At 40.5% G+C, this 15,383-nt stretch carries 14 protein-coding genes and 10 tRNA genes (1 of these 24 only partly in view); 7 read left to right on the forward strand and 17 right to left on the reverse strand.

What is annotated here, in order from left to right:
- Positions 1-643, forward strand: partial view of an alanine/glycine:cation symporter family protein gene (locus tag KQP93_RS11000; protein ID WP_217874413.1) — the 3' portion only. It extends 776 nt beyond the left edge of the window; 643 of the gene's 1,419 nt are visible here — the last part of the coding sequence; the start codon falls outside the window, past its left edge; its stop codon occupies positions 641-643.
- Between the two features lie 17 nt (positions 644-660).
- On the opposite strand, the gene KQP93_RS11005 is transcribed toward KQP93_RS11000, so the two are convergent.
- The 13 genes from KQP93_RS11005 to KQP93_RS11065 form a co-directional block, all read right to left on the reverse strand.
- On the reverse strand, positions 661-1,107 hold the full coding sequence (locus KQP93_RS11005) for a hypothetical protein (RefSeq protein ID WP_217874414.1): 447 nt from the start codon (positions 1,105-1,107) through the stop codon (positions 661-663).
- 171 nt (positions 1,108-1,278) lie between these two features.
- Positions 1,279-1,365: transfer RNA gene (locus KQP93_RS11010), tRNA-Leu, on the reverse strand.
- 34 nt (positions 1,366-1,399) lie between these two features.
- Positions 1,400-1,473, reverse strand: a tRNA-Cys gene (locus KQP93_RS11015).
- Between the two features lie 18 nt (positions 1,474-1,491).
- Positions 1,492-1,567: transfer RNA gene (locus tag KQP93_RS11020), tRNA-Gly, on the reverse strand.
- 111 nt (positions 1,568-1,678) lie between these two features.
- Positions 1,679-1,765: transfer RNA gene (locus KQP93_RS11025), tRNA-Leu, on the reverse strand.
- 39 nt (positions 1,766-1,804) lie between these two features.
- Positions 1,805-1,880, reverse strand: a tRNA-Gly gene (locus KQP93_RS11030).
- 60 nt (positions 1,881-1,940) lie between these two features.
- Positions 1,941-2,027: transfer RNA gene (locus KQP93_RS11035), tRNA-Leu, on the reverse strand.
- Positions 2,028-2,061: 34 nt separating this feature from the next.
- A tRNA-Cys gene (locus KQP93_RS11040) sits at positions 2,062-2,135 on the reverse strand.
- A gap of 12 nt (positions 2,136-2,147) precedes the next feature.
- Positions 2,148-2,223, reverse strand: a tRNA-Gly gene (locus tag KQP93_RS11045).
- 139 nt (positions 2,224-2,362) lie between these two features.
- Positions 2,363-2,908, reverse strand: coding sequence for a CDP-diacylglycerol--glycerol-3-phosphate 3-phosphatidyltransferase (gene pgsA, locus KQP93_RS11050; protein WP_054564017.1), 546 nt, complete (start codon positions 2,906-2,908; stop codon positions 2,363-2,365).
- A gap of 42 nt (positions 2,909-2,950) precedes the next feature.
- Positions 2,951-4,774, reverse strand: a complete 1,824-nt coding sequence (gene uvrC, locus KQP93_RS11055) for an excinuclease ABC subunit UvrC (RefSeq protein ID WP_217874416.1) — start codon at positions 4,772-4,774, stop codon at positions 2,951-2,953.
- Between the two features lie 8 nt (positions 4,775-4,782).
- Entirely contained in the window at positions 4,783-5,433 is a 651-nt protein-coding gene (gene uvrY / locus KQP93_RS11060) for a UvrY/SirA/GacA family response regulator transcription factor (RefSeq protein ID WP_054564041.1), read from the reverse strand.
- Between the two features lie 108 nt (positions 5,434-5,541).
- Positions 5,542-6,693 (reverse strand): dicarboxylate/amino acid:cation symporter, encoded by a 1,152-nt coding sequence (locus tag KQP93_RS11065; protein WP_054553767.1) that lies wholly within the window; start codon positions 6,691-6,693, stop codon positions 5,542-5,544.
- A gap of 227 nt (positions 6,694-6,920) precedes the next feature.
- Here KQP93_RS11065 and KQP93_RS11070 point away from each other — a divergent pair, with 227 nt between their 5' ends.
- The 3 genes from KQP93_RS11070 to KQP93_RS11080 all read left to right on the forward strand — a co-directional run bounded on the left by KQP93_RS11070 (position 6,921) and on the right by KQP93_RS11080 (position 11,002).
- Positions 6,921-9,242, forward strand: coding sequence for a DUF5916 domain-containing protein (locus KQP93_RS11070; protein ID WP_440590135.1), 2,322 nt, complete (start codon positions 6,921-6,923; stop codon positions 9,240-9,242).
- Positions 9,243-9,437: 195 nt separating this feature from the next.
- Positions 9,438-10,406 carry a cysteine synthase A gene (gene cysK / locus KQP93_RS11075; RefSeq protein WP_058583732.1) on the forward strand — a complete coding sequence of 323 codons (969 nt, stop codon included), beginning with the start codon at positions 9,438-9,440 and terminating at the stop codon, positions 10,404-10,406.
- A 155-nt stretch (positions 10,407-10,561) separates the two neighbouring features.
- Complete coding sequence (locus tag KQP93_RS11080) at positions 10,562-11,002, forward strand: hypothetical protein (RefSeq protein WP_054564020.1); 441 nt, start codon at positions 10,562-10,564, stop codon at positions 11,000-11,002.
- Positions 11,003-11,075: 73 nt separating this feature from the next.
- Here KQP93_RS11080 and KQP93_RS11085 read toward each other — a convergent pair whose 3' ends face one another.
- Both KQP93_RS11085 and KQP93_RS11090 read right to left on the reverse strand, forming a co-directional pair.
- Entirely contained in the window at positions 11,076-11,375 is a 300-nt protein-coding gene (locus KQP93_RS11085) for a DUF6172 family protein (protein ID WP_217874420.1), read from the reverse strand.
- A gap of 151 nt (positions 11,376-11,526) precedes the next feature.
- Positions 11,527-12,042, reverse strand: a complete 516-nt coding sequence (locus tag KQP93_RS11090) for a VC2046/SO_2500 family protein (protein ID WP_217874422.1) — start codon at positions 12,040-12,042, stop codon at positions 11,527-11,529.
- 112 nt (positions 12,043-12,154) lie between these two features.
- Between KQP93_RS11090 and KQP93_RS11095 the strand changes: the two genes are divergently transcribed.
- A tRNA-Tyr gene (locus tag KQP93_RS11095) sits at positions 12,155-12,239 on the forward strand.
- Positions 12,240-12,288: 49 nt separating this feature from the next.
- Positions 12,289-12,373 (forward strand) — tRNA-Tyr (locus tag KQP93_RS11100).
- Positions 12,374-12,516: 143 nt separating this feature from the next.
- On the opposite strand, the gene KQP93_RS11105 is transcribed toward KQP93_RS11100, so the two are convergent.
- Positions 12,517-13,197, reverse strand: coding sequence for a M48 family metallopeptidase (locus KQP93_RS11105; protein ID WP_217874424.1), 681 nt, complete (start codon positions 13,195-13,197; stop codon positions 12,517-12,519).
- Between the two features lie 102 nt (positions 13,198-13,299).
- Here KQP93_RS11105 and KQP93_RS11110 point away from each other — a divergent pair, with 102 nt between their 5' ends.
- Positions 13,300-14,280, forward strand: a complete 981-nt coding sequence (locus KQP93_RS11110) for an ion channel (protein ID WP_217874426.1) — start codon at positions 13,300-13,302, stop codon at positions 14,278-14,280.
- Here KQP93_RS11110 and KQP93_RS11115 read toward each other — a convergent pair.
- Positions 14,277-15,347 carry a GGDEF domain-containing protein gene (locus KQP93_RS11115; RefSeq protein ID WP_217874427.1) on the reverse strand — a complete coding sequence of 357 codons (1,071 nt, stop codon included), beginning with the start codon at positions 15,345-15,347 and terminating at the stop codon, positions 14,277-14,279. The two genes, KQP93_RS11110 and KQP93_RS11115, sit on opposite strands and share 4 nt — an antisense overlap.
- Between the last annotated feature and the right edge of the window lie 36 nt (positions 15,348-15,383).

Here is a 15,383-nt window from a genome sequence, read left to right on the forward strand (position 1 = left end):
CATGATCCAGGGTATTAAACGTGGCCTATTCTCTAATGAAGCGGGTATGGGTAGCGCTGCAAATGCTGCTGCAACGGCAACACCTAACCCACCGCACCCTGCCTCACAAGGTTATGTACAAATGCTCGGCGTATTTGTAGATACAATTATTATTTGTACTGCAACTGCAGCCCTTATTTTATTATCACAGCAACTTATTCCTGATTCAGGTGTGACAGGGATTGCATTGACACAAGCAGCCCTTGAAGAACACGTTGGTAGTTGGGGTGCAACCTTTGTTGCGATTGCAATTTTGTTTTTTGCATTTACCTCGATTGTTGCAAATTATTCTTACGCCGAAACTAATTTATTGTTCTTAGAGCATAACCATGCTTCGGGTATGCTGATCTTCCGATTACTGGTACTTGGTATGGTGATGTTTGGTGCGCTTGGTGAATTGCCACTAGTATGGACCCTTGCCGATGTTTCGATGGGTTTAATGGCTATTGTTAACGTCATCGCTTTATTTATGTTATCGGGTGTCGTTATTTGGCTCGCGAAGGATTACAACACACAACGTAAAGCAGGTAAATTACCTACTTTTGATCCTTCGCAAAACAAAAAGCTAGATCAAACCATTCCTAAAGGTGCATGGCGAAAATAAGCTAGTAAAGTAAATTCTTAATTAGGGAGCGTTTGTGCTCCCTTTTTTGTATTTGCTAACTTTTCAAAAGCAGACAATATAAATGTGATCTGCTGTTCGTTAAGTTTGGACTCAAGCTGGGTAACAAGCTGCTCTTTAATTTGCGCTTTCAATGCTTGTTTTTGCTCTGCGGTTAATAATGGCTGCGATTGTTGGTGATAAGATTGCACAGCAGTGAGCATATCCATCACCACGTCATTATCAAAATCGGTTAGCGCTGCTTTGGCATTACTAATGGCTTGTTCTGATTTATCGAAGACGGTCGATACTTTACCAACAAGCACGCTCACCTCATGAATTTTCAGTACGTCGTTAATGTTCGACATAATAATCGCAATGGGAATGAGTACTAACGAGATCGCTAGACAAAGCCCAAATACCGCGCCTACCCAAAACTGATTTAAGCCACGTTTAAATTGCTCCATTATCTTTCCTTGATCCTATTTAGTGAATTCAGTAGTGCTGAAAACTTGAAACGCGTTAGCTGATTTAAAAAGACTAAGGAAACTATAGAACTATTTTGGCAATTAAAAAATAATTTGATGAGATTATAAAAAGAAATATAAATGAAATAGAGAAGAGGTATTTTATATAAATGGTGCCCGGGGCCGGACTTGAACCGGCACGCTGTTACCAGCGAGGGATTTTAAATCCCTTGTGTCTACCAATTCCACCACCCGGGCATCGGGTCGCTCGTAGAGCATGTGGAGTATTATATGGAGGCGGAACCCGGAGTCGAACCGAGGTAGACGGATTTGCAATCCGCTGCATGGCCACTCTGCCATTCCGCCTTATCGCTTCCAAATAATTGGAGCGGCACACGAGGCTCGAACTCGTGACCTCAACCTTGGCAAGGTTGCGCTCTACCAACTGAGCTAGTGCCGCAAATTTGTTACTGTCAGTGTTTTGTCCGTTGGTGCACAACCTTGGGGTTGCGATGACAACGCTCTGGCAACTAAGCTAGTGCCGCAATTTTTGATTAGTTACCACTAAAAATGGTGCCCGGGGCCGGACTTGAACCGGCACGCTGTTACCAGCGAGGGATTTTAAATCCCTTGTGTCTACCAATTCCACCACCCGGGCATCGGGTTTGCTATTTAAAGCAAGTGGATAAAGCTAATATGGAGCGGCACACGAGGCTCGAACTCGTGACCTCAACCTTGGCAAGGTTGCGCTCTACCAACTGAGCTAGTGCCGCATCATATTAACTCTAATATCATTTTTATAACTACATTTGGTATTGTAGTTAACCACAAAATGGTGCCCGGGGCCGGACTTGAACCGGCACGCTGTTACCAGCGAGGGATTTTAAATCCCTTGTGTCTACCAATTCCACCACCCGGGCATCGGGCTGCTCAAAGAGCGTGTGGAGTGTTGAATGGAGGCGGAACCCGGAGTCGAACCGAGGTGGACGGATTTGCAATCCGCTGCATGGCCACTCTGCCATTCCGCCAAGATAGATAATTGGAGCGGCACACGAGGCTCGAACTCGTGACCTCAACCTTGGCAAGGTTGCGCTCTACCAACTGAGCTAGTGCCGCTTTCTTTATCTTGGGGGCTATGCCCTCTCAACACGGACGCATTCTACAGAGATTATTAAACGCGTCAATATAAAAAATGCTAGTTTTGAACTGTTTGCTTATTTTTTATCTAAAACGGTGTGTAATTAAACGTTTAGGATCAATTTTTGGTCAATTCTGACCATGCTGCTATTAAATACTGCAACATAGAACTAAGCGTTAAGAATGTTGCCACATATAAAAGCCCATAACTTAAATAGATCATCCATGTATCAAACTGCCAGATCAAACCAATAATGGCTAGCATTTGTGCTGCAGTTTTAAACTTACCCATGTTTGATACAGCTACATTGTCACGTTTACCCTGCTCTGCCATCCATTCGCGTAATGCAGAGATAACAATTTCACGGCTAATAATAACTAATGCAGGAATAGTCATATACAAACTTTGGTAGTGGCTTGATAAAGCAACCAGTGCAGCACACACCATTACTTTATCGGCAACAGGATCTAAGAACGCACCAAAAGGCGTTGACTGATTTAAACGACGCGCTAGATAGCCATCAAGGATATCTGTAATTGACGCAAGCCAGAAAACAAACGCAGCTGCGAAAAACGCCCATGAGAAAGGCAAATAAAATATCACCAAAAAAATGGGGATAAGAAAAAGTCTAAAGGTTGTGAGTGTGTTTGGAATATTCCACATAACTACTTGGAGATGTCTTTTTTTACTATATTCGCACGAAGGCTACGCCTTGTCATGCAAATGATTAAATATCTTTTCAGCCATTTCAGGGCTGATCCCAGGAACTTGTTTTAATTGATCTATATTAGCAGCTTTTACCCCTTGCATGCCCCCTAAATATTTTAATATTGCTTGTCGGCGCTTTTGTCCTACGCCGGTAATTTCTTCTAACAATGATTGTGTGCGTTGTTTTTGTCGTTTATTACGATGCCCTGCAATGGCAAAACGGTGCGACTCATCACGAATATGCTGAATTAAATGCAGCGCTGGTGCATCTGAATCAAGTGGTATTGTTTTACGTCCGCCATCAATTAATAGCGTTTCTAAACCTGGTTTCCGACTAGTACCTTTTGCAACACCCACCAGCAATGGCATTTTATTATGCGGCCAGTTTTCAAAATATTGCTCAGCACGAGATAATTGACCTTTACCACCATCGATGAAGATGACATCTGGAATTTTTTCTTCATCGACTACTTTGTTGTAGCGTTTATTAAGTGCAAATTCCATCGCAGCATAATCATCACCACCGGTGATGCCAGTAACATTGAATCGGCGATATTCTTTATTATTAGGCCCTTGCGAATCAAACACCACACAACTTGCTACCGTGTTTTCACCCATTGTATGACTGATATCAAAACATTCCATACGATTAATATCATCTAGACGTAATGTTTCTTTTAATTGTGCGTAGCGTTTGTTGATTGAGTCCTGCGTGCTTTGCTTAACACTAATGCTGTTGAGTGCATTTTTATTAGCAAGCTTTAAATACCGTGCCCGCTCACCGCGATTAGCAACTTTTAAACTCACTTTACGTTCAGAGATTGCCGTAAGGGCTTCGCTTAATGGCTCACTTTCTTCAATACTAAACGGTAATATAATTTCTTTGGCAATACGCCCCGTTGCCCCAGGTGCTAAGTAATATTGACCTAAAAAAGAGGTTAGAATCTCTTCTTCACCTGAATCTTTTGGTACTTTAGGGAAATAGGTTTTACTGCCAAGCACTTTATGGTCGCGGATCATTAATAAGTGAACCGCATTTAAACCATTTAAATGCGCAAAACCCACTACATCCATTTCGGCATGGTTACCTGAAATAGATTGTTGCTCCTGCATTTTTCGAAGCAACATGATTTGGTCTCGCACTTTGGCCGCAAGCTCAAATTTAAGCTCTTTACTTGCCTGCTCCATTTTAGTAACTAAATCAGCAATAACTTCATGAGATTTGCCCAGCAAAAACTTGCGAACAAAATCAACTTCTTGTTGATATTCTTCATCGGATATTTTATTTACACACGGCGCTGAGCAGCGTTTTAACTGATATTGTAAACATGGACGGCTTCTAGCTCGGTAATAAGCATCTTCACATTGGCGAACCGGAAAAATTTTTTGCATTAAACGCAAACTTTCAGATACCGCTCCTGCACTTGGGAATGGACCAAAGTATTCGCCTTTAATTTTTCGGCTACCACGATGAAAAGCGAGTCGCGGGTGCTTATGATCAGTTAACAGAATATACGGATATGACTTATCATCTCGCAGCAAAATATTGTAACGAGGCTGATATTTTTTAATTAGGTTGTTTTCGAGTAATAAGGCTTCGGTTTCAGTGTTGGTCAGGGTGACTTCAATACCGCAAATATTACTTACTAATACACGCGTTTTACTATCAGTGACATTACTACGGAAGTAACTACTTACGCGCTTTTTTAGATTTTTAGCCTTACCAACATAGATAACTTGCCCCTCACTATCAAGCATTCGGTAGACACCGGGCTCACTTGATAGTGTTTTTAGAAAACGGGCTGGTTCGAAATCAGACATTGAGCAAATTAATGCGAGCTATCAATGTCGATCATTTTATGACGAATTGCTAAATGGGTAAGTTCAACATCACCCCCTACATTTAGCTTTTCAAACATGCGATAGCGATAGCTATTCACTGTTTTTGAACTCAGGTTCAAACGATCCGCAATATCTTGCGCTTTCTCACCTTTAGTGATCATCAGCATGATTTGCAGCTCACGCTCAGACAAACTCTGGAATGGGTTTTCATCTGTGCGACCGCTTACCTGGGCAAGGGCAATTTGCTGTGCAATTTCAGGTGCAATATAACGTTGCCCTGCATTAACCGCACGAATGGCGTTAACCATTTCATCAGAGCCGGCACCTTTTGTCAGATAACCATGAGCACCGATTTGCATTACTTTACTTGGGAATGGATCTTCACAATGCACAGTAAGCACAATAATTTTTACATCTGGGCAATAACGACAAATTTTCTTGGTCGCTTCTAAACCACCAATACCAGGCATATTCATGTCCATCAACACGATATCAGGTGAATGTTGACGGCAAAATTGCACCGCTTCTTCACCGGTTTTAGCTTCACCCACCACTTTAAAACCACGAACATCATCAAGTATACGTCTGATCCCTGTCCGTACAAGTTCATGGTCATCAACTAAAAGTACATTAATCAATGGAACATCCTCAAATAACCCAAATAGCTGCTTTCGCACAATTTAATGTGCCACATTAGCACAGAAAAAGTGAAACGATAAATCAAAATATCGTTTCACTAATTAATTTTAAGCTGATGCTTTCTCGCTGAAACGATCAACCCATAGGGCAATGATACCATCACCTGTAACATTACAGGCAGTACCAAAGCTATCTTGTGCTAAATAAAGTGCAATCATTAATGCAACCGCACCTTCATTAAAACCAAGCATACTTGTTAAAAGACCCAATGCCGACATAACTGCCCCACCTGGTGCGCCAGGCGCAGCAATCATTACAACACCTAACATCATGATAAATGGCAACATACCAAATAACGATGGTACATCCATATTCGGTGATAAGAACATCACAGCCATTGCACATGTCACAATCGTAATTGTTGAGCCCGATAAATGGATAGTTGCACATAAAGGCACTGTAAAGTTAGCAACATCTTCTTTTACGTTATTTGCTTTGCTTGAGCGAAGTGAAACTGGAATGGTTGCTGCACTCGACATTGTACCTAAAGCAGTAAAATAAGCGGGTAGCATATTTTTTACAAGCTCTAATGGGTTACGCTTTAGTAAAAGGCCTGTAGATACATATAAAACAGTCAGCCATAGCCAATGCATAATTAATGCAGCCAGTAAAACAATGCCAAAGGTTTGTAGTGTATCAACCACGGTGCCAGCAACTGTCATTTCCGCGAATACACCGGCAATGTAGAAAGGTAACGCAGGAATAATTACTTTTGCTAGTAAGCCATCAATCACATCACGGCCCTGATCTGATACTTTCTTTAAAGTATCAAGCTGTAATTGGCTCATACCAATACCAAAAATGAATGCCGCAGCAAGAGCTGTCATTACACTCATAAGTGGTGGAATTTCTAAATCAATAAAGCTCCCCACTTCTGTAGCAACTTCTGCTTCAAACGTTAAACCGCCATCAAACAATGGGATCATAGCGCTGACAAGTAAAAACGCTAAGGTTCCAGCAATAACGGTTGAACCATATGCAAAGCCAACTGTTTTTCCTAACAAGTGGCCTGACCCTTTTGGTAAACCAGCAATACCTGATGCGATAAAAAATAAAATAATTAACGGGATGGTAAAGGTGATCAACTGACCTATTATTTCTTTTACTGTGTAAAGGAGTTCAACACCTGTTAGTGGCACATATAAGCCCACTAAAATACCGGCAACAATACCAGCAATTAATTTTAGAATTAAATTCATAACGATCACTTCAATTTTTAGGTGGTAATCTTTTACCACGTTTTAGTTTACTTTTGTTATAAAACAGCCAAATTAACGTTTAACTGCGCAAATTACCACCACAGCTTGTTAGAATCTAATTTGAACGTAAATATATGCGCCCTGTCGCGTTGCATTTGTTAACAAAGTTGCAAATTAATAACATGCTCGCAGTTTTGAATACCCGTATAGTGCTTATGTATAAATCAATGTTAAGTGCCGCTCTATTAAGCGTGCCTTTTACCAGCTTGGCCACCAGCCAACCTGTCACCCTTCCTTTTATTGCAGAGCAGGCAACAATTGACGGCCAGCTCAATGAGCCAAGTTGGCAACGTGCCAAAAAAATTACCATAGACAACGTTACTTGGCCTTACGAAAACAGTAAAAGCCCAGTCACCACCTACGCTTATGTTTATGAAAATGGCGAAACACTTTTTATTGGCTTTGAAGCAAATGACCCAAATCCAGAACTTATTCGTGCTTTTTACCGTGACCGTGACGCAGCCTGGGATGATGACTTAGTCGGGCTAAAAATTGATTCATACAATAATTCTCAATTAGCTTATCAATTTTTTATTAACCCACTTGGCGTACAACAAGATTCAATAGAAAACGAACTGACCAAACATGAAAGCTCATCATGGGACGGTATTTGGGATAGCGTCGGTGTTATTCATGATAAAGGCTACACAGTTGAAGTTGCCATTCCATTACGCGTATTGAATTTTGACGACAGCGTAGCAAGTAAGACTATGGCGATGGAGTTTTTACGCTTTTTACCGCGCAGTGAACGGTTACGTATCTCAAATATGCAAATTGACCATGGTAACAACTGTTGGATTTGCCAAATGCCAAGTTACCAAGGTTTTGAACAAGCAAAGCAAGGCAACAACGTGGCGATTATTCCATCTGTGGTGCTTGGCAAAAATGAGACACGTGATATTGATGGCGCACAAGTTGATGACTGGGAGTCAGAGAACAACACTGAAGCCAGCCTCGATGTTAAATGGGGGATCACCCCAGATATCACCTTAAATGCGACGATTAATCCTGATTTTTCTCAGGTTGAAGCGGATGTAGCACAATTGAGTGTGAACAATAATTTCAGTTTATTCTTCCCAGAAAAGCGTGCCTTCTTTTTAGATAACGCTGACTACTTTGCCTCAACACTTAACCTTATTCATACCCGTAATATTGCCCAGCCAGATTACGGCACGAAAATCACCGGAAGTAAAAATGGCCATACATTTGCCGGCTTCATTGCCAATGATACACAAACCAATGTGTTAATCCCGGGCAATTTAGGCTCATCTCTTGTTGCCCTTGACGAGAAAAGTGAAAACGGTGCCCTGCGTTATCGATACGATTTTGAATCAGGATTATCACTCGGTTCAACGGCAACACACAGACAAAGTGATGATTATAAAAACACGGTTTACAGTATTGATAGTAAATACAAACCAACAGTGAACGATGTTTTCTTAGTACAAGTATTAAAGTCACAAACGCAATACAGCCAAGATTTTATCGATGAGTTATGTGATGGTGATAACTGCTTACAGCCCGAGCAAGTAATTTGTGAATTAAATAGTGACTGCGACTATAACGAAGGCGTACTTCGTGTTTTAAGTAGAGAACAGCAATCAGGTACTGGCTACTACCTAAAGTATCAACACGACGAGAAGTACTGGCGTGCCTTCGCTGATTATAATTATCGCGATGCTGATTTAAGAGCTGACTTGGGCTTTATCTCACAAGTTGATTTTAAAAAGTTTACAACTGGTGGGGAATACCGCTGGTATGGCGATAAAGGCAATTGGTGGAATCGCGCTAACCTTTACGCCGATTGGGATATTACCCACAACGAAAATAACGAACTTCTTGAAAAAGAAGCACAAACTAGTTTTTCAGTCAGCGGCCCGTTACAGAGCTTTTTTGAAGTCTCTGTTGAACACCGTAACCGCACCGGCCTTCGCCACGATAAATCACGTTTAGATATCGACGGCAACACTGACTTGTTTAGCGAAAATGGCGTTGGCTTTTACAGTGACTTTAAACCAAAAGCTGGGGTATTTGCTTCTTTATATATGTATACAGGTAATGCCGTTGATTTAGCGAACAACCGCGTTGGTGATAAGTTCCATATACGCCCTGTGCTGAATATGAACCTTGGTAAGCATTTTGAAGTGCGTTTACGCCATACTTATGAGCAGCTTGAAGCCGATGGCAGTGAAGTATTTACCGCCAACCTAAGTGATGTGCGTTTAACTTACCAATTCAACGTGAATAGCTTTTTACGCCTTGCAGTCATTTATACCGATTTAGAACGCAATCAGGCTAATTACATTGATGATGTAGATAGCCAATATAAAAACCTAGCCACTCAGCTGTTGTATTCTTACAAGCTGAACCCGCAAACGGTTTTCTTTGCAGGTTACTCAGATAATGGCTATCAAGATGATGAGCTATCATCAATTACTAAAGAGCAGCGTACGTTATTTGCTAAATTTAGCTACGCTTGGTTACTTTAAGACCCTATTAGCGCACCTTTTGGTGCGCGCCCTTCTTTTCCCACCTTATTACTAAATGCTATAAGCCTATTCGCTATATGTTATAGCCAAACTTTACTTTCGTTTTTATTTCACCACAGTAAAGTGTGACTATTACAGATCACTAGCCTTAGCTAGTTGATCAACGATTGAATAAATTGCTTCCAAGGGAACACTATGTCTAACATTTTTGAAGATAATTCATTAACGATTGGTAATACACCAATTGTAAAGCTTAACCGCGTAACCTCAGGTAATGTTTTTGCTAAAGTTGAATCACGTAACCCAAGCTTCAGTGTTAAATGCCGTATTGGCGCTTCAATGATCTGGGAAGCAGAAAAGTCAGGTGTATTAACCAAAGAAAAAGAGTTAATCGAGCCGACTTCAGGTAACACAGGTATCGCACTTGCTTTTGTAGCTGCTTCTCGTGGCTATAAGCTAACCCTGACTATGCCTAACACAATGAGCTTAGAGCGTCGTAAATTATTAAAAGCCTTAGGTGCTAACCTAGTATTGACTGATGGCGCTAAGGGTATGAATGGCGCGATTGAAAAAGCAAAAGAAATTCAAGCGAGTGAGCCTGAAAAATACATTCTTTTACAACAGTTCGAAAACCCAGCTAACCCGAAAATTCACTTTGAAACAACGGGCCCTGAAATCTATGAAGCAATGGACGGTAAAATCGATATCTTCGTAGCAGGTGTTGGTACTGGTGGTACTATTACGGGTGTTAGCCGTTACCTTAAGCTAGAAAAAGGTTTAAATGTACAATCGGTTGCTGTTGAACCAACTAACTCTCCAGTTATTAGCCAAACTTTAGCTGGTGAAGAAGTTAAACCAGGCCCTCATAAAATCCAAGGTATCGGTGCAGGCTTCATTCCTGGCAACCTTGATTTAGAAGTTGTAGACGCTGCAGAGCAAGTATCAAATGAAGATGCGATTGCTATGGCTCATGAACTGATGAAAAACGAAGGTATTTTAGTGGGTATTTCTTCTGGTGCAGCAGTAGTTGCGGCAAAACGCCTTGCTGAAAAACCTGAGAACGCAGACAAGAACATTGTGGTAATTTTACCAAGCGCGACTGAGCGTTACTTATCTAGCCCATTATTTGCTGAAGAGTTCAGCGATAAAGAGCTAGTTCAGTAACCACTAAGAATCTCTTAGTTGTTAAAAAAGGATGCAGACATGCGTCCTTTTTTATTACCTAAAATAAATAAAACCAATAATTTTACCGAGTTAACTTTACATCATGCTCATTTAGTCACACACTTAATTTTAAGTTCACTCGAAAAACTACAACAATGAAAAATATACTTTTAACTTTTATCCTTCTAAGTAGCAGCATTCTTTTCGGTTGCGGTTCTGAAGACGCACCAAAGGGCGAAAAAAACACCCCAGGTAATGTAGCGACTCTCTATTTTGATGCTTTATACAACCAAAACGATTTAAATCTTGCGATGGAATATGCCACGCCTAAAATGGCGCGAATTATGAAATCTTATGGTACCGCTGGGCAGTTCGCTCGTAACTTGGTTAACATGCAATATGATGAAGTGGTGATTGAAGTCGATATGACTAACATGAGCCTACGCGAACAGTATGGCGATAAAGCCAATATCAATTTAATTTTTACGGGTTATTTTAATGGTAAGAAAATTGATGATATGCGCAGTGTGAAAATGATGCGTAAAAAAGGCAAGTGGTACATAGAAAAAATTAATGCCGATCCATTTGCGCGTTAATGTTACAAAAACTAAAAAAGGGCCTGATGGCCCTTTTTTAGTTTTAGAGTATTACTGAAAATTGATATCAGTACTACTCTTCGTCAAACTCTTGATCTTGACGCTGTGCAGGACGCGCTAAGATCTCAACGTAAAACGATGTAAGCTGTTTTGCTTCGATATCGCTAATACATTTATTGATCTCTGCCACGTGAACGACATTGGCCTCATCCGCTGATTCACCAAACTTACAGTCAAACGCCCAATAGTCGGCGCCTGCCGGGAGTGTTTTATTACGCTCACGTTTTAAGTATTTTTTTACTTCGTGCTTGGCTGCATCAACCATACGAGGGTATTTAATTTTCTCGTGGTTTAGCGTGAATGTTTTCTTCATTATAGTCCTAGTAACTTGGTTCAATGACAATGGCATTAAGCCATAGACTGCTATTATAACAAGCACATCTTAATTTAGCTGTACTTTTTGCAGTTTTACTTAAATATAAGTTTATTCTTAGTCTGTGACATTTCTATTATGCCACTTATACCTAAGCTGTAGCTAAGTGCAGAGGTTGATGTATCGCCTCGTCGGTAAGGCTGTCATAAAAAGCGGCAGCGTCGATTTGTGGGCGCTCAACAGGTTTGTTTTTTTCATAAAAGCGTTTTCTAACTGCAGGCTCACAGTTATCAATCACCTCTAGCGGCACATGCTGCTTATCATCACGAACATTCAGTGGCTCTGGGTTTAAGCAATGACGTAATCTGATATCTGATAAACCACCTTGCAGTAATCTAAAAGCATTATCTTGGCCAATCAGCATATCAAACTGTTCGGGTGCTAATGGTTGTGTAGGGCCTGCGCCTAATTCGGTGCGCAAAGCAGATTCAGATACTTCAGGATTGCTTAATTCAGTTTTTGGCAGGTGAAACTGGCTAAAATCGAGCGCATCATGAGACAGCATTGCTAGTAATAAAGCAAACTCTCCAGAGCGGTGCTCGTGAACACTTTTATTTAGACGATTATCGAGTTGACTCTCTGTGAGCAACAAACCATCAATTTGCATAGTCTTTAGCCAAATAGTTTCTTGATTAACCAGTTATCGGCATTTATGCATTTTTCTTTAGTTTTTTTCTTTACTTAAATAATAAGTTTGCTATTATCAGCGCCGTTGCATTGGAGGGGTTCCCGAGCGGCCAAAGGGATCAGACTGTAAATCTGACGGCTCAGCCTTCGCTGGTTCGAATCCAGCTCCCTCCACCACTTTCCTTTTTAGAAAAGTGGGGCCAAATGCAATAGTAAAAATTTGTGTGGAGGGGTTCCCGAGCGGCCAAAGGGATCAGACTGTAAATCTGACGGCTCAGCCTTCGCTGGTTCGAATCCAGCTCCCTCCACCACTCTTTATTCTTTCTAGCTTTACTCTTTCTAGCTTTACTCTTTCTAGCTTTACTCTTTCTAGCTTTACTCTTTCTAGCTTTACTCTTTCTAGCTTTACTCTTTCTAGCTTTACTCTTTCTAGCTTTACTCTCGCTAACTTAAGCTACCAACTCAAACTACTACCATTTGCTTTTAACCACTGCTCTGCTTTTTTATAATCTGGATAAAACTGGCTCACACGTTGCCAAAACTTAGCGCTGTGGTTCATATGTAAAAGATGTGCAAGCTCATGTACAACCACATAATCAATCACCCAGGTTGGCGCACTTGCTAGATGTAGATTAAAGGTCAACTCACGGCGCTTATTACAACTGCCCCAACGACGTTTATAATGTTGAATTTTAAGCTTTGTCGGTAATGTTTCTGACATCTGCAAACAATAATCATGCACACGCATTTCGATATAGCTCTCAAGCTTTTCATGTAAAAACTGCTCCAGCAAAGCTAGGTAGTTAGCTTCTTGATGTTTGACGCGTGATGATATTGATAAGGTAAGCTGAGCGTGTTCATCTTGTCGCCACGTGCTTTTCGGGCTTTTTGCAAATACTATCGGCACATTTTGCCCAAACAACTTAATAGTGGCGTTTACTAGTGGTAGTTGACGGCGCTCAGCATGAATGGATTGTTTGGCTATTTGTTCAGCCACCCAATCTTGCTTGGTCTTAAGCCAGGCATCTATTTCAGTTTGTGGAACATAAAACGGCGCATAAACGGTAAGTTTTTGCTCGGCAACTTTAATTGCCACGGTTGTTCTGCGTTTACTACGCTTTAAGGTGTAATCCAACAAAAGTTAGCCAATTCAATTAATAAAAATGAGAGATTCCATTTTACCCTGCTAAATAGCTGCTAATCTATAAAGATGACTCACAAATAAGTTTTCATCCTTATGCCTGACAAACCATGTTGTAGTTATACCTCGCCAACAGGTAACAAGTGCCAAGAAACAGATATGGGCTCTGGATTTTGCTTTTGGCATGATAGTAAATTTGATAAATCAGGGCTAGATCTAACCCAAAAATTAGAGCGGTATGCAAAAAAAGGTGGCTTGTTAGAAGGCTTACAACTGAAAAGAGCGAACCTCTCAGGGCTGAACTTAATTAAGCAGGACGATGAAGATGGCTATGATCTCTCATATTGTAATTTTTATCGCGCAAATTTAACGGGCGCTCACTTATTTAATAACAAAATCTCGAATGCCTCATTGATGAAAGCCAATTTACATAGTGCAAGCTTGCATTACTGTGACTTAAGAAATACCAATTTACTGGGTATAAAACTCAATGACAGCCGAATTGATAACATCGAATTGGGTGACCAATTATTACAAGAAGCGGCTGCATTTAAAGCACGTAAAAATAAGCAGCATGATGAAGCACGAGACTTATTTGAGCAATCTGAAGAAATATACCGCAACTTAAGAAAAGCCTCTGAACATCAAGGATTATTTGAGCTCGCAGGTAACTTCACCTACAAAGAATTAAGAATGCGCCATGCACAATACCCTAGAGGCTCAACCAAGCAAATTACTTCCAGCTTTATAGATATGCTATGTGGTTATGGCGAAAAGCCCGAAAACGTCATTCGCTTTAGCTTATCACTGATTATTTGCTGTGCCTTTTGTTATTTCTTATTTGGGGTTAGTTATCAAGATTCTGTGATGCAACTGAGTTTTGAAAACTCATTTCAAAGCAATTTATCAGCATTACTGAATAGTTTTTACTTCAGCGTGGTGACTTTTACCACGCTTGGCTATGGTGATATTACGCCAATTGGTTTTTCGAGGTTAATCGCAGCAATAGAAGCATTTTGTGGAAGCTTCTCGCTTGCTTTATTCGTTGTTGTTTTTGTAAAGCGTATGACTCGCTAACGCATAATGTATGAACCTATGTGCTCTTTCGCCTGATACATTTTTTTATCTGCACGATTAATTAATTCTTCAGCATCAACTGTGCTATCAAGAGGCGCTGCGATAAGACCAAAACTTAGATGAAGTTCGGGATATTGTTGTTCGAATGCAGCTATGAGTTTTTCACAAATACTAAAGGCGCTATCTAATTCGCAGTCAGGTAAAATGATACAGAATTCATCCCCTCCATAACGACACGGAATATCAATCTCACGAATATTTTCAATTAAGTATTGACCTATATACTTAAGTACTTCATCGCCTTTTAAGTGGCCTTGCGTATCATTCACCGACTTAAAGTCATCTAAATCAAAATAAACAACCGTTAATGGCGATTTGTGACGTCTGGCTCTGGCAAGGTCGCGTTGTAATAACTCTTGCATTACACGGCGATTGTAGAGGTTAGTGAGAGGGTCGAGCTTAGCGAGCTTCTCAAGTTCTTGAGTACGCTGAGCAACTTTTTCTTCAAGGCCTTTCGCGTAGACTTCGGTACGACGCTTCGCATTTTCAATTTCACCCACTAAGCTATCAATATAAGTATCAAAGACCAAGGTCGTATCAAAGTAAATCAATTTATCAATGATATTAAGGGTATGATTTAACTCATCTTGATCGCTTATAGTGGTGCGAAGTACATTAAAAATAAGCTCTTTTAAGGTACACACTGCCGATAGGTAGAGTTTTGGCTCAACACCTATACGCTTATGCACCATACCAATCCGTAAGCGGTTATTAACATATTCATGCTCGTAGCGCCCACAAAATAAGTCGATGATATACTGCCTTTGCGCATCTCTTAGCCGCGTTAAGGTATCTGCATCACCAATTAATAACGAAATTTCATCCACTTCAGTTTGCTTTTTGTAAAACTCATTGACCATATTTTCGATGGCTGATTCGATTATAGGTTTATAGTTCAAAAGAGATGACAGACTATTTGAAGTCAGCCCTAATAAGCTCATTCTGTGTTGGATTTCTACATCATTAATCTGCATTTGCTCAACTAAAGTCTGCTCGGTTCTTCTCATCTACCCACCTCAAACTACTCCTTTATAATTAAATAT

This window comes from Pseudoalteromonas shioyasakiensis, assembly GCF_019134595.1.
GTDB lineage: Bacteria > Pseudomonadota > Gammaproteobacteria > Enterobacterales > Alteromonadaceae > Pseudoalteromonas > Pseudoalteromonas shioyasakiensis_A.